Raw genomic sequence first — 13,205 nt, forward strand, 5'->3', positions numbered from 1 at the left:
GCGGACGGAAACAGAGATCATCTAGGACGTTCGCGGTGGTGAGAGGCACAAAAGTGGTCAATCAACGATAAACATCGGAGGACGAGACTTGTTACGGCGGAATTTCGGTGCTATCTCCTTGAAACAGCCCAGCCCTGTGATCGGAGGAATCCGTTGCTCCACCCCCCACGACGACGTCTCGGCGTCGCCCTCCTTGCCGCCCTCACCCTTGCCACCGGGTTATACGGCCAGAGTTCAGCTAACGCAGAACTGTCAACAAATCTGACACAGCTAGATACACCCGATGATTTGACACTCTGGTATGACAAGCCAGCCACCGACTGGGAGACCCAGGCGCTGCCGATCGGCAACGGCGCGCTGGGTGCCATGGTGTTCGGCGGTGTCAACAGCGAGCAGATCCAGTTCAACGAGAAGTCCCTGTGGACCGGCGGCCCCGGCGCGAACAACTACAATTTCGGCAACTGGACCACTCCCAGGCCGAACGCGATCGCCGAGGTCCGAGCGCAGATCGACCGTGATGGCAAGATGTCTCCCGAGGCGGTGGCGGCCAAGCTCGGACAGCCCAAGAGCGGCTTCGGCTCCTACCAGACCTTTGGGGACCTCTGGCTGGACATGCCCGAAATCCCGGCGGGCACGGCCACCGGCTACCGCCGGGAGCTGAACCTGCGCGACGCGGTCGCCAAGGTCGGCTACACCGCGGACGGGGTGACCTACTCCCGCGAGTACTTCGCCAGCCACCCCAGCAACGTCGTCGTCGGCCGGATCTCCGCCGACAAGGGCGGTAAGGTCTCCTTCACGCTGCGCACCTCCTCGCCCCGCAACGACAAGCAGGTCTCGGTCTCCAAGGGCCGCCTCACCGTCAAGGGCGTGCTCGCCGACAACGGCATGAAGTTCGAGTCGCAGGTCCAGGTGGTCACCCAGGGCGGCACCCGCACCGACGGCACCGACAGGGTCACCGTCACGGGCGCCAACAGCGCGATGTTCGTGCTGTCGGCGGGCACCGACTACTCCGACGTCTACCCGACCTACCGGACCGTGGACCCGCACGCCAAGGTGACCGCGGCGGTCGACGCGGCCGCCGGCAGGTCGTACGAGGGGCTCAAGTCCAAGCACCTGACCGACTACCGGAACCTGTTCGACCGGGTCAAGCTGGACCTCGGGCAGAAGGCGCCGGCCATCCCGACCGACAGGCTGCGCGCGGCGTACACCGGCGGCGCCTCGACCGACGACCGAGCGCTGGAGGCGTTGTTCTTCGCCTACGGCCGCTACCTGCTGATCGCCTCCTCCAGGGAGGGATCGCTCCCGGCCAACCTGCAGGGCGTGTGGAACAACTCCACCAATCCACCCTGGTCGGCCGACTACCACGTCAACATCAACCTGCAGATGAACTACTGGCTCGCCGAGCAGACCAACCTCGCCGAGACGACCGAGCCGTACGACAAGTACATCCAGTCGATGGTCGCCCCCGGCCAGAAGACCGCGCAGGAGATGTTCGGGGCGCGCGGCTGGGTGGTGCACAACGAGACCAACCCGTTCGGCTTCACCGGCGTGCACAACTGGGCCAGCTCGTTCTGGTTCCCCGACGCGGCGGCGTGGCTGACCCAGCAGATGTACGACCACTACCGCTTCAGCGGCAGCAACAAGTACCTGCGCACGACCGCGTACCCGGCGATGAAGGGCGCGGCCGAGTTCTGGCTGGACACCCTCTACACCGACCCGCGTGACGGCAAGCTCGTGGTCTCCCCCAGCTACTCCCCCGAGCAGGGCGACTTCACGGCCGGCGCCTCGATGTCCCAGCAGATCGTCTACGACCTGCTGACCAACACCCTGGAGGCGGCGAAGGAGCTGAAGAACGACAAGCCCTTCCAGGCCGAGCTGCAGGCCGCGCTGGACAAGCTCGACCCGGGCATCCGGATCGGTTCCTGGGGCCAGCTCCAGGAGTGGAAGCAGGACCTGGACAACCCGCGCAACGACCACCGGCACGTCTCCCACCTCTTCGCCCTGCACCCCGGGCGGCAGATCACGGCCGGTACCCCGGAGGCCGAGGCGGCCAAGATCTCGCTCACCGCGCGAGGCGACGGCGGCACCGGCTGGAGCAAGGCGTGGAAGGTCAACTTCTGGGCCCGCCTGCTGGACGGCGACCACTCGCACAAGATGCTCAGCGAGCAGCTCAAGAGCTCCACGCTGGACAACCTGTGGGACACCCACCCGCCGTTCCAGATCGACGGCAACTTCGGCGCCACCTCCGGCATGGCCGAGATGCTGCTGCAGAGCCAGCACGACACGGTCCACGTACTGCCCGCGCTGCCGTCGGCCTGGTCCAACGGCTCGGTCACCGGCCTGCGCGCCCGGGGCGACGTGACCGTGGACGCCTCGTGGAAGGACGGCAACGCCGACAGGGTCACCGTGCACGCGGGGAGGTCCGGTCCCCTCAAGGTCCGCGCCGCCATGATCAATGGCCGCTACCACGTCGAGGACGAGAGCGGCAAGACGATCACCCCGCCCCGCGACGGTGACGTCATCACCATCGACGCCAAGGACGGAGAGTCCTACACGATCGTCAACGAGGTGACCGTCAAGATCACCGCACCCGTGATCGCGGGCGCCGGCGAGACGATCCCGGTCACCGTCGCCGTCACCGCGACCGGCAATGAGGAGGTCGCCGGCACGCTGGCCCTCACCCTGCCGCAGGGCTGGACCTCCACCCCCGCCTCGATCGAGGTGCCCGCCGTCTCGCCGGGCGACTCCAAGACCTTCTCGTTCTCCGTGGTCGTCGGCCCCTCGAACGGGACCAGGTCCGCACGGGTCGCGGCGGAGCTCTCGGGCGACGGCTGGAAGGCGGGCAGCTCGGCGGCCGTCGGCCTCAACCCGTGCGTCACCCCGCCGACGGACAGGGCCGTCGTCGCCTGGGACCCGACGTCGGGCACGACCGTGACCGACAGCTCGGGCAGCGGCAGGAACGCCAACATCGTCGGTACGGCGACCTACGACGCCACCGCCCCGAGCGGCAGCGGGCTGGTCCTGAACGGCTCGACCTACCTCTCCACGGCGAGCACGCTGCTGGGCTACATGCCCGAGGCGACGTTCGCGGCCGAGGTCAAGATCGGGGGAACCGGCTACCGGAGGCTCTTCGACTCCCAGCCGGGCGGCAACCCCGGCACCGACGGGATCATCATCGACCTCACCCCCTCCAACACCCTGCGCTTCATCGGCGCCGGGCAGAACGTGGGGCTGAGCGGGACGATCCCGACCGGCCGCTACATCGACCTCGTCGTCACCATGAACCGCAACGGCGCGATCAACACCTACGTCGACGGCACCCGGGTCGGCGGCGGCAACGCCACCACCGACGGCATCACCGGCTGCATCGCCCGGCCGCTGCGCTTCGCCGCCGACCAGGACGGCGGCCAGCGCCTGACCGGCGCGGTCGACCGGATGGCCATCCTGCCGAAGGCCCTGACCGCCGCGGAGGTGGGCACCTGGCGCGACATCGCGTTCTGATCCGGTACGCGATCCGTCCCCGGTTCCGGTACGGGATCCGTCTCCGGTTCCCGTATCGGACCCCCACCCCTGACACATCCTGATTCACCCCGCTTAACCCTGTTTCACCCTGTTTCACCCTGTTTCACCCCGCGAGGCCCGAAAAGCACCCACGCTTTTCGGGCCTCGCGGCCGTGTGCGGGGCCGTGCGGGGCACTCGGGGGCGTCGGCCAGGGCGCCAACTTGACGGGACCCCCTTCCCGTAATAGAACACGTTTCAGAAAGAGAATTATCAAACGCCCGATCAAGCGCTTGGTAGCTCAGCGCGTCCCGGGCGGGAGGCGGGAACACCGGAAGGCCCCGCGATCGCCACGTTCGTCACGGATTCCCCGCGAACGGGTAGGGTACGCGGCTGACCGCACCCCCAGGCCGCACCGACAATGAGCCGTGTCACGAGAACGCCGACCCGGTTCGCAGGAGGACCAATGGATATCGATCTGGTCGACCAGGACTTCTATTGGCGGAACGGCGCGCCTTACGATCAGCTGGCCTGGCTACGGGCGAACGCCCCGGTATACGCGCATCCCGGTGACGCCGAGCGGGGCTGGCCGGGCTTCTGGGCGGTCACCAAGCACGCCGACGTGGTGCAGGTCTCCCGCCGCTCCGACCTGTTCTCGTCGAGCAGGAAACTCGCGCTCTTCAACGAGATGCCCGAGGACCAGATGGCCCTCCAGCGGATGATGATGCTCAACCAGGACCCGCCGGAGCACACCCGGCGGCGCTCCCTGGTCAACCGGGGCTTCACCCCGCGCATGATGGGCGCCCTGGAGGAGCACATCCGCGACATCTGCCACGAGCTGGTGGACGAGGCCAAGGGACGCGGCTCGGTCGACTTCGTCAGGGACATCGCCGCCCCGCTGCCGCTGTACGTGATCTGCGAGCTGCTCGGCGCCCCCGTCGAGGACCGCGACAAGATCTTCAACTGGTCCAACCAGATGATCGGGGCCGAGGACCCGGACTACGCGGCCGACCCGGCCGAGGGCGCGAACGCGGCCATGGAGGTCTACGCCTACGCCAACGCCCTCGCCGCCGAGCGTCGCGCACAGCCCCGCCAGGACATCGTCACCAAGCTGATCATGCCCGACGCCGCCGGGGAGACCCTCACCGAGGAGGAGTTCGACCTGTTCGTGCTGCTGCTCGTGGTCGCCGGCAACGAGACCACCCGCAACGCGGCCTCGGGCGGCATGCTCGCCTTCTTCGAGAACCCCGAGCAGTGGCGGCGCCTGGTCGCCGACCCCACCCTGGCCCGCACCGCCGCCGACGAGATCGTCCGCTGGGTCGCCCCGGTGAACCTCTTCCGCCGTACGGCCACCGTCGACACGACGATCGGCGAGCAGGAGATCAAGGCCGACGACAAGGTCGTGATCTTCTACAGCTCCGCCAACCGGGACGAGGACGTGTTCGCCGACCCCGGCACCTTCGACATCGGCCGCGACCCCAACCCGCACATCGGCTTCGGTGGCGGCGGGGCCCACTTCTGCCTCGGCAACCACCTCGCCAAGCTGGAACTGCGCGTCCTGTTCGAGGTGCTGGCCGAGCGGCTGCCCGGCCTGGAGCAGACCGGCGAGGCCCGCCGCCTCCGCTCCAACTTCATCAACGGCATCAAGGACCTGCCGGTCTCCGTCGGCTGAGGTCCGGCGACACCGAGGACGCACCCGGTACGCACCCGAGGGCGCACACCGAGAACGACATCGAAAAGGCCACGCGGGGCCGCTCGACCCCGCGTGGTCTTCTCATGCCGGGGGCGCCGGGGAAACCGGCTCACGTCGGCGCCACCGGGGGATTGGCCGGATTCCCGGCCCCGGGTGCCCGCCCTCACCCCGTTTTCTCCCTGTCCCCACCCCGCCCCGGCCGTCGCCTCACCGGCACGTTCAGCGGGTCGCGAGGGGAACATCACGCCCACCGTTTAAACATTTCGTTGAACTCATCATGTTGACAACAGACCGTTTGTCGGATCATCCTGGTCGCATGCCCGCGAATCACGACGAGTCACCCGACCCCTTCACGCCTCCCGACCCGGGCCTGACCCGGGCGCACCGCGAGTACGCCTCCCTCTCGCGCATCGCCGAGCGCCATGCCGCCGACGAGGCCCAGCGCCTCCGGCAGGTCCACCCCACGGTCCTCGGAGCCCACGAGGCCGTCAGGCTCGTGACGTTCCTGCTGAGCGGCGGCGCCCATCGCGAGGAGGGCGAGCCCGAGGTGGACCACGCCGACATCACGGCCGCCCTGACCCTCATCCCCCGGGTCCGCGCGGAGCTGGACGAGCTGGAGGCGTCCCTCCTCCTCATGGCGCGGGGCCGCGACCTCACCTGGCAGGAGATCGCGTTCGGCCTCGGCCTCGCCACCCCCCAGGCGGCCAAGCAACGTCACGAACGCCTGATCGGCCGCACCACCGCCCGCTGACCCGGGGCTGCGGGTCAGCGTTTTCCATCCTGTCGAACGTGTCGCGGTCGCCGTCGAGCGTCGCGACGGTCTTGAACACGAGCCGGTTTACCAGCCAGACGAGACCTGCGACGAAGACCAGCGAAGCGAGCTCGATGGGCCAGATCGCGGCGAGAAGCTGCCAGACGGAAGTGACGTCCCTGTACACGGTGCCTCATCCTCTCGGCGGTCGGTGGCGAACATCTGTGTCCAGCCTCGCCGCACCGCACCGGCCCGAGAACCGTACAAACCCCCGTATGGGTACCTGTCGCACCGTGTACGGGTACCCGCCCGAGCCGCCCCGGCCGGGTGGATGGCCCACGGGTACCCGCCGCGAGGCATCGGACCACCGTGAGCCCGGCCCGGGGCCACCCGGCCGGCGACGGCCATGGCCCCAGCCCGGCCCCGCGCCCCTGAGCGGCCTCTACGGAACCGCCGGGCTACCGGACGAGGGCTCGTCGCCGTCCTGTCCCCGCTCACCGATCCAGGTCGCGACCTGGACGCGGGAGTTGAATCCAAGCTTGTTCAGGATCTTCTCGACGTGACCTTCGGCGGTGCGCTGGGAGATCACCAGCAGTGCCGCGATCTCCTTGTTGCTCATTCCCGCGGCGACGAGCCGGGCGACCTCGATCTCCCTGTCGGTCAGCTGGGATGTCCGCCCGGACTCCTTGGGCGACCTCTCCACGGGGACATGCCGGTCAAGGGCGTAGGCGATCGCCTCGTCGTAGGACAGCCCGGCCCCCCGCCTGACCGCCGCGTCAAAACGTTGCTCGCGAAGATCACGGCGAATCAGGGACTCGCACTCATCGTGATCGCAAATGAGATTCCCGTACGCGGACAGCGGCGGCACGCCGATCGCATGCCAGACGGTGCGGAGAATTCCCAGCAGCTGCGCCGCCCTTTCGTTCTCGCCCTCCGCGGCGGTGACCGAGGCCAGCACCTCCAGGGCGAGCCCGGCCCCCAGCGGATCGTCGAGCAGGTGCATGATCTTGAGAGCCTTCTTCACCAGCGCGTCGGCGTGTCGGGGGTCGCCCCGACGCCAGACCGCGATCCCCAGCGCCGTCATCGCGTACGCCCTGTGCCAGATCTCCTCGTGGGCGTCGCACATTTCCAGACATTCCTCGGCGGAGGACATGGCCCGCGAAAAATCGCCCAGGCAGGAGTAGCTCAGGGAGAGCCGGAGAAGTGCCTGCACGAGCCCTACCGGATTCTCCGCGGCACGCTGACCGGTCACCGCGTCCTCGTACAGGGTGACCGCGGATTCCACGTCCTTTCGGTACATGGCCACCATTCCGGAGCAGAGCGCGACGTAGGCGAGGTCCGGCACCAGCGACAGTGTTTCCCCGATGGTGCGGCTCTCCTCCAACATGGCCTCGGCCGATGCGAAGTCGGCCTGGTGTATCGCCAGCCAGCTGTTGGTCCACAGCGCACGGGCCCGGACCTCGTCAGGCTCGGTGTAGGCGGCCAGCCCCCGGTCCAGCCAGCAGCGCCCCTCGACGAGGTGGTAACCGGTGAGCCAGTGGAAGTTGAGGTTCGACGCCATGCTCAGGCAGCGCCCGACGTCCGCCGGTTCGCTGAAGTGGTTCTCCAGGGCGGCGCGCAGATTGATGTGATCCAGGTGGAGCCGGTCGGTCAGAGCCTTCTGAGATGGGCCGAAGAGCCGCGTGTTGGCCTCGGCCGCCAATTTCCAGTAGTACTCCCGATGCCTTCGGCGCAGCGTCGCCTCTTTCCCGGACGCGACGAGTCGTTCGAGGCCATATTCCCGGATCGTTTCCAGGAGCCGGTAGCGTACCCTCGACGACTGCTCCTCTCTTGTCAGAATGGACTTGTCGACCAGCGCCGCGACCAGGTCCATCACCTCCTCGCGGGCGATTCCGTCTCCGGAGCAGATCTCCTCCGCCGCCTCAAGATCCAGGCCACCGGCGAACACCGACACACGCGCCCAAAGCTGTTGTTCGTGGTCGGTGCACAGGTTATAGCTCCAGTCGATCAGAGCACGTAGCGTCCGGTGGTGGGGCAGTTTCGTCCACGGTCCGACGGTGAGCAGCCGAGACCGATCTTCCAGCCGTTCGAGCAGCTGATGGACCGACAACGCCCGCAGTCGCACGGCCGCCAGTTCGATCGCCAGCGGAATCCCGTCCAGCCGACGGCAGATTCCCGCCAGCGCGCCCTGGTTCTCCTTGGTGAGGGTGAAATCCTGGACCATGGCCCCGGCCCGCTCCACGAACAGCCGCACCGCGTCGGATTCAACGAGAGACCTGTCATCGGGGTTCGGCAGCGACAGCGTCGGCACGGCCACGAGCTGTTCGCCGCCGACCCCCAACGCCTGTCGGCTGGTGGCCAGGATCCGCAGTTTCGGGCATGACCGCAGCAACATCTCGACGACCACGGTGCACTCGTGCAACACGTGTTCACAGTTGTCCAGGATCATCAACATCTGCTTGTCCCGCAGGTGGTCGATGAGCACTTCCATGGCCGACCGGGTGGAGTGGTCCCGTATCGACAGGGCCTCGGCGACGTTCCGGTGGATCAGTTCCCTGTCGTTGAGGGCGGCGAGTTCGACCAGCCAGACGCCATCGGGAAAGGCCCGCTGCATGTCGGTGGCGACCCGCGTGGCCAGCCGGGACTTACCCACCCCGCCTACGCCGGTCAGTGTCACCAGCCGTGCTTGTGACAGCAACCGCTTGACGTTGGCGATGTCGTGCCGACGCCCCACGAAGCTGGTCGTCTCGGCCGGCAGCCCGTGGGTGCGACTCCTGTGAAGGGTTTTTGCCTCCATCAGATTCCTCATGCCGTCGCAGGGACCAGCGGCGTCACCGCTAGAACCGATCAGCACCAGGTTATGCCTGGGCCGATGCCGTCGACCGGCTCCCCCCTCTCCGGCAGGCCCAGGTGAGGACGGCTTAGGGGACGTTCCGCGACAGGGACGCCTCCAGCAGTTCCTCGATCAGGTCGGCCGCGCGGGCGGTGCCGCCCTCGCCCCGGACCTCGTCCTGGATCTTCGCCAGCCTCGCGGCCACCTCCGGGTCGGAGGTGAGGTCGAGCAGGGCGGCGCGCAGCGCCTCGGGGGTCGCCTCCTCGGTGTCGATTCGACGCCCGACCCCGAGTTCCACGATCCTGTCGGCGTTGCCGAACTGGTCGGCGGCCTGCGGGACGGCGATCATCGGGACGCCGCAGTACAGGCCCTCCTGGGTGCCGCCCATACCCGCGTGGGTGACGAACGCGTCGGCCTGCTCCAGGACCGACAGCTGCGACACCCAGGGGTGCACCTCCACGTTGGCGGGGATCACGCCGAGCTCCGCCGGGTCCACGAACTTCCCGATCTGGAGGACGACGTGCCAGCCGGGCAGGTCGCCGAAGGCGGTCAGGCAGGAGCGGTAGAAGTCCGGCAGGTTGGTGAAGGCCGAGCCCAGGGAGACGAGCAGCACCTTCTCCGCGCCCTCGGGGCGGGGCCAGGGCTCCTGGTGGGAGCGGGTGGCGAAGCAGGGCCCGGTGAAGGTGATCCGGGCGGGGTCGACCCGGTCGGCGTTGGGCTGCAGGACCTTCGGGATGAGGGCCAGCGCCCGTGGCGGACGGCCCCCGAAGTCATGGGAGTCGGTGTCGCGGATGCCGTTGTCGCGCAGCCACTCCTCGAACCGCCGGTAGTGCTCGGCCCCGCCCGGAGCCCTCCTCAGCTCCTCGATCATCGGCGCCATGTCCTCCCGGTAGCCCTCCCAGGCCACGTAGGTCGGCGAGAGCTGCATCAGGGGGATGTCCCAGTTCTCCGAGAGCACCCGGATCGCGTAACCCCCGATGTCGTAGAGGAACAGGTCGGGCCGGTCGTTCTCGTACGCGGCGCGGAGCTGCGGCAGCATCGAGATCGCGTCGCCGAGGAAGACGTCGAGCTGGGCGACCGCGTCCTCCGGCCACTCGGCGGTGTCGCCCATGGGCAGGGTCGAGGCGTACGGGACGAGCTCGGCCCCCGCGCCGGTGATCACCTCGGCGAAGGAGGGGTCGTTGGCGTAGCTCACCCGGTGCCCCCGCGCCACCAGCTCCCTGATCACCTCGATGCTCGGGTTCACGTGGCCCGGCGCGGGGATGCTGACCATCGCGACGTGCGCGCGTCGAGACATGGTTTCTCCTCTGTCGAATGCGTCGAATGCGTCGAATGCCGACGAATTCCGAAATCTACACAAGGGACGAGACGTTTCGTCTCGTCCATGGGTCCAGCATCCCCCTTATCGCGCATGCCGTCAAGACGAGACGTTCCGGCTCGCCTGATGGATGAGAACCGGCCAGGTCAGAGCCGGCCGCGGTCCCCGGGTCCCTTCGGGACCACTTCAAGGCCGCTCGGCCCGGGACGGCACCACCGGCTCGGGCGGCTCGCGCACCCGGCACTCTTAGCCGACACTCGCAGCCGACATGAGAAGCCTCGCCGCCGGACATCGGCCACTCCGGGTGACGTCCTCTCGCGCGGTTTTTTGGAACCGTCGATCCCTCCCGAGGTAATCACGGGTGTCACAGCAAACACCGGAGAGGCATCAGATGCGACACGAGAGCCGGACGGACGCGCCGCCCCGGCCCGCGGCCGTGGAAACGGCCGACGACGCCACGGTGATCAAATGGTCCCGGCACGAGCCCGAACGGTTCGCCGTGCTGTTCACCCGCCACGGGCCGGCGCTCAAGCGCTATGTCATCAGGCGGCTGGGCCAGGACCACGCCGAGGACATCGTCGCCGAGACCTTCGCGGCGGCCTTCGAGCACCGGGAGTCGTACGACCTGGCCCGCGACGACGCACGGCCGTGGCTGTACGGCATCGCCACCAACCTCATCGGGCGGCACCGCCGCCACGAGATCAACCTGTACCGGGCACTGGGTCGCACGGGGATGGACCCGGTGATCGAGCCGTTCACCGATCAGGTCGATCGCAGGGTGGCCGCGGACGCGGCTCGGCGACGGCTCGCCTCGGCGCTGGCGGGGCTCTCCCGGGCACACCGGGACACGCTGCTGCTGGTGACGTGGACGGATCTCACGTACGAGCAGGCCGCACAGGCGCTCGGTGTCCCGGTCGGGACGGTGCGCTCACGGGTCAACCGGGCCCGCGGCAGGCTACGCCGGGCCCTCGGTGGCATCGACCCGACCGCAATCAACGAAGGAGCGACCAGATGAACGAGATCGAGCTTCTCAGGGCGCTGAGGGATGAGGTTCCGGCCGAGCCCGATCTACGGGCCGAGGAGCCTCGGCTGCTCGCCAGGATCAGGGAAGGTTCCTCCGCCCCTCACCGGCGGCCGGGACGGCGGCTCGCGCCCCGCCTGCGCTGGGGGTTCGCCCTGGCCGGGGCCTGCGCCCTCACCGCCACCGTGGTGACCGTGACCCAGTCCGGGGGAACCCCGGGGACGACCTTCGGGGAGACCGGGGCGCCGAGCGTGGCCCAGCCGCCCAGCGCGGCCGTGGTGCTCGAGAACGCCGCGCTCGTCGCGGCGCGGACCAAGGTCGCCGACATCCGCCCGGACCAGTGGCTCTACCACAAGGAGTCGCAGCATTTCGATCAGGACCTCCCGGTCTTCGAGCACTGGTCCCGGATGGACGGGCTCAAGGAGGCCGTCCGGACGAACGGCAAGCTGAAGATCGGCGACGGCGAGAAGGGCCCGACCAACGCGACCAGAACCCAGCGGGAGGTGGAGAGTCTCCCCACCGATCCGGACGCGTTGCTGGAGCACTTCCGCAACCTTGACAAGGAGCGGACGCCGCTCTCGATCTGCCAGCCCAACTGTCCGGCGGGGACCGAGCGGGACATCAAGGCGTTCGGGGCGATCGGGTGGTACATGAAGTACGGGCCCATGATCCCCCCGCAGACGACCGCCGCGATGTACCGGGCCCTGGCGAAGATCCCGAACGTCACGATCGAGGAGAAGACCCTGGACGGGGACGGGCGCGAGGGGATCGGCGTCGTGCTCACCGTGACGCCGGACCTCAAGGGGTACTACATCCTCGACCCCGAGGACTACCGCTACCTCGGCACTAAGGTCGTCGACGGCGACAGGACCTCCGCCATGTCCGTACTGGACACCGGCATCGTCGACGAGGCCGGCCAGACGCCCTGATCAGAGATGGAGCGGCGTCGGTGACGACCGGTGCCCGCCCTCGGGCACAACGGCGCGTCCCCCGCCCGTCCGGCGCGGCCGGGCGGGGGACCGTGCCGAAAGGCCGGCCTCAGGGCCAGGAGGAGTCCTGGTCGGGGTCGCCGCCCTCGGAGAGCAGCTTGACGTCCGACTCGACCATCATCGCCACGAGCTCCTCGAAGGCGACCGTGGGCTCCCAGCCGAGCTGGACGCGGGCCTTCTTCGGGTCGGCGCAGAGCAGGTCGACCTCGGCCGGGCGGTGCAGGGTCTGGTCGGTGACGACGTACCGCTCCCAGTCGAGCCCGGCGGCGGTGAAGGCGGCCTCCACGAGGTCGCGGACGGTGTGGGTGCGGCCGGTGCCGATCACGTAGTCCTCCGGCGTGTCCGCCTGGAGCATCAGGTGCATCGCGCGGACGTAGTCTCCGGCGAACCCCCAGTCGCGGCGTGCCTCCATGTTGCCCAGGCGCAGCTCGGAGGCGAGGCCGAGCTTGATCCTGGCCACGCCGAGCGTCACCTTCCGGGTGACGAACTCGGCCCCCCGGCGCGGGGACTCGTGGTTGAACAGGATCCCCGACACCGCGTACATGCCGTACGACTCGCGGTAGTTCTGCGTCAGGAAGTGTCCGTACGCCTTGGCCACGCCGTACGGCGAGCGGGGGTGAAAGGGGGTGATCTCGGTCTGCGGGGTCTCGCGGACCTGGCCGAACATCTCCGAGGAGGAGGCCTGGTAGAAGCGGATCTGATCCGATCCGGCCACCGTGCGCGAGGAGGAGATGCCGGAGCAGACCCGGATGGCCTCAAGCATGCGCAGCACGCCCATGCCGGTCACCTCGGCGGTGAGCTCGGCCTGCTCCCACGACATGGGGACGAACGAGATGGCGCCCAGGTTGTAGACCTCGTCGGGCTGGACCTTCTCGACGGCGGAGATCAGCGAGCCCTGGTCGAGCAGGTCACCCCGGACGAGCTGGACGTCCTGGAGGAGCTTGCGGAGCCGTGAGACTCGGGGGTTGGCCTGCCCTCGGGCGAGGCCGGAGACCTCGTAGCCCTGACTGAGCAGACACTCGGCCAGATAGGAACCGTCCTGCCCGGTGATACCGGTGATCAGCGCGCGCCTGGCCAACGCGTCCTCCTCGCTTGCGGGGG

8 protein-coding genes are annotated in these 13,205 nt (G+C 68.7%); 5 read left to right on the forward strand and 3 right to left on the reverse strand.

All coding sequences use genetic code 11. The features are described 5' to 3' along the window. Nucleotides 1–288: 288 nt before the first annotated feature. The 3 genes from OG587_RS46440 (at nucleotide 289) to OG587_RS46450 (ending at nucleotide 5,943) form a co-directional block, all read left to right on the forward strand. Entirely contained in the window at nucleotides 289–3,501 is a 3,213-nt protein-coding gene (locus OG587_RS46440; protein ID WP_329085488.1) for a glycosyl hydrolase family 95 catalytic domain-containing protein, read from the forward strand. A 464-nt stretch (nucleotides 3,502–3,965) separates the two neighbouring features. Then, complete coding sequence (locus tag OG587_RS46445; protein ID WP_329085489.1) at nucleotides 3,966–5,171, forward strand: cytochrome P450; 1,206 nt, start codon at nucleotides 3,966–3,968, stop codon at nucleotides 5,169–5,171. A gap of 337 nt (nucleotides 5,172–5,508) precedes the next feature. Continuing rightward, nucleotides 5,509–5,943: a DNA-binding protein gene (locus OG587_RS46450; RefSeq protein ID WP_329085492.1), complete on the forward strand. Its 435-nt coding sequence runs from the start codon at nucleotides 5,509–5,511 to the stop codon at nucleotides 5,941–5,943. A 442-nt stretch (nucleotides 5,944–6,385) separates the two neighbouring features. On the opposite strand, the gene OG587_RS46455 is transcribed toward OG587_RS46450, so the two are convergent. Both OG587_RS46455 and OG587_RS46460 read right to left on the reverse strand, forming a co-directional pair. Beyond that, nucleotides 6,386–8,740, reverse strand: coding sequence for an ATP-binding protein (locus tag OG587_RS46455; protein ID WP_329085494.1), 2,355 nt, complete (start codon nucleotides 8,738–8,740; stop codon nucleotides 6,386–6,388). A gap of 124 nt (nucleotides 8,741–8,864) precedes the next feature. After that, a complete protein-coding gene (locus tag OG587_RS46460) occupies nucleotides 8,865–10,073 on the reverse strand; it encodes a macrolide family glycosyltransferase (RefSeq protein WP_329085496.1) in 1,209 nt (402 codons plus the stop codon). 412 nt (nucleotides 10,074–10,485) lie between these two features. Here OG587_RS46460 and OG587_RS46465 point away from each other — a divergent pair, with 412 nt between their 5' ends. Continuing rightward, nucleotides 10,486–11,109: an RNA polymerase sigma factor gene (locus tag OG587_RS46465; RefSeq protein ID WP_329085497.1), complete on the forward strand. Its 624-nt coding sequence runs from the start codon at nucleotides 10,486–10,488 to the stop codon at nucleotides 11,107–11,109. Then, nucleotides 11,106–12,044 carry a CU044_5270 family protein gene (locus OG587_RS46470; RefSeq protein WP_329085499.1) on the forward strand — a complete coding sequence of 313 codons (939 nt, stop codon included), beginning with the start codon at nucleotides 11,106–11,108 and terminating at the stop codon, nucleotides 12,042–12,044. The genes OG587_RS46465 and OG587_RS46470 overlap by 4 nt, the downstream gene beginning before the upstream one ends. A 109-nt stretch (nucleotides 12,045–12,153) precedes the next feature. Here the strand turns inward: OG587_RS46470 and OG587_RS46475 are convergent, their stop codons facing one another. Next, nucleotides 12,154–13,182 carry a GDP-mannose 4,6-dehydratase gene (locus OG587_RS46475; RefSeq protein ID WP_329085500.1) on the reverse strand — a complete coding sequence of 343 codons (1,029 nt, stop codon included), beginning with the start codon at nucleotides 13,180–13,182 and terminating at the stop codon, nucleotides 12,154–12,156. Between the last annotated feature and the right edge of the window lie 23 nt (nucleotides 13,183–13,205).

The organism is Streptosporangium sp. NBC_01469 (assembly GCF_036227305.1).
Lineage (GTDB): Bacteria > Actinomycetota > Actinomycetes > Streptosporangiales > Streptosporangiaceae > Streptosporangium.

What these genes read in the sequence shown, in the direction of transcription:
- OG587_RS46455 (WP_329085494.1), bottom strand. Translation starts at nt 8,740, where the DNA reads ATGGAGGCAAAAACCCTTCACAGGAGTCGCACCCACGGGCTGCCGGCC.
- OG587_RS46465 (WP_329085497.1), top strand. Translation starts at nt 10,486, where the DNA reads ATGCGACACGAGAGCCGGACGGACGCGCCGCCCCGGCCCGCGGCCGTG.
- OG587_RS46470 (WP_329085499.1), top strand. Translation starts at nt 11,106, where the DNA reads ATGAACGAGATCGAGCTTCTCAGGGCGCTGAGGGATGAGGTTCCGGCC.
- OG587_RS46450 (WP_329085492.1), top strand. Translation starts at nt 5,509, where the DNA reads ATGCCCGCGAATCACGACGAGTCACCCGACCCCTTCACGCCTCCCGAC.
- OG587_RS46460 (WP_329085496.1), bottom strand. Translation starts at nt 10,073, where the DNA reads ATGTCTCGACGCGCGCACGTCGCGATGGTCAGCATCCCCGCGCCGGGC.
- OG587_RS46445 (WP_329085489.1), top strand. Translation starts at nt 3,966, where the DNA reads ATGGATATCGATCTGGTCGACCAGGACTTCTATTGGCGGAACGGCGCG.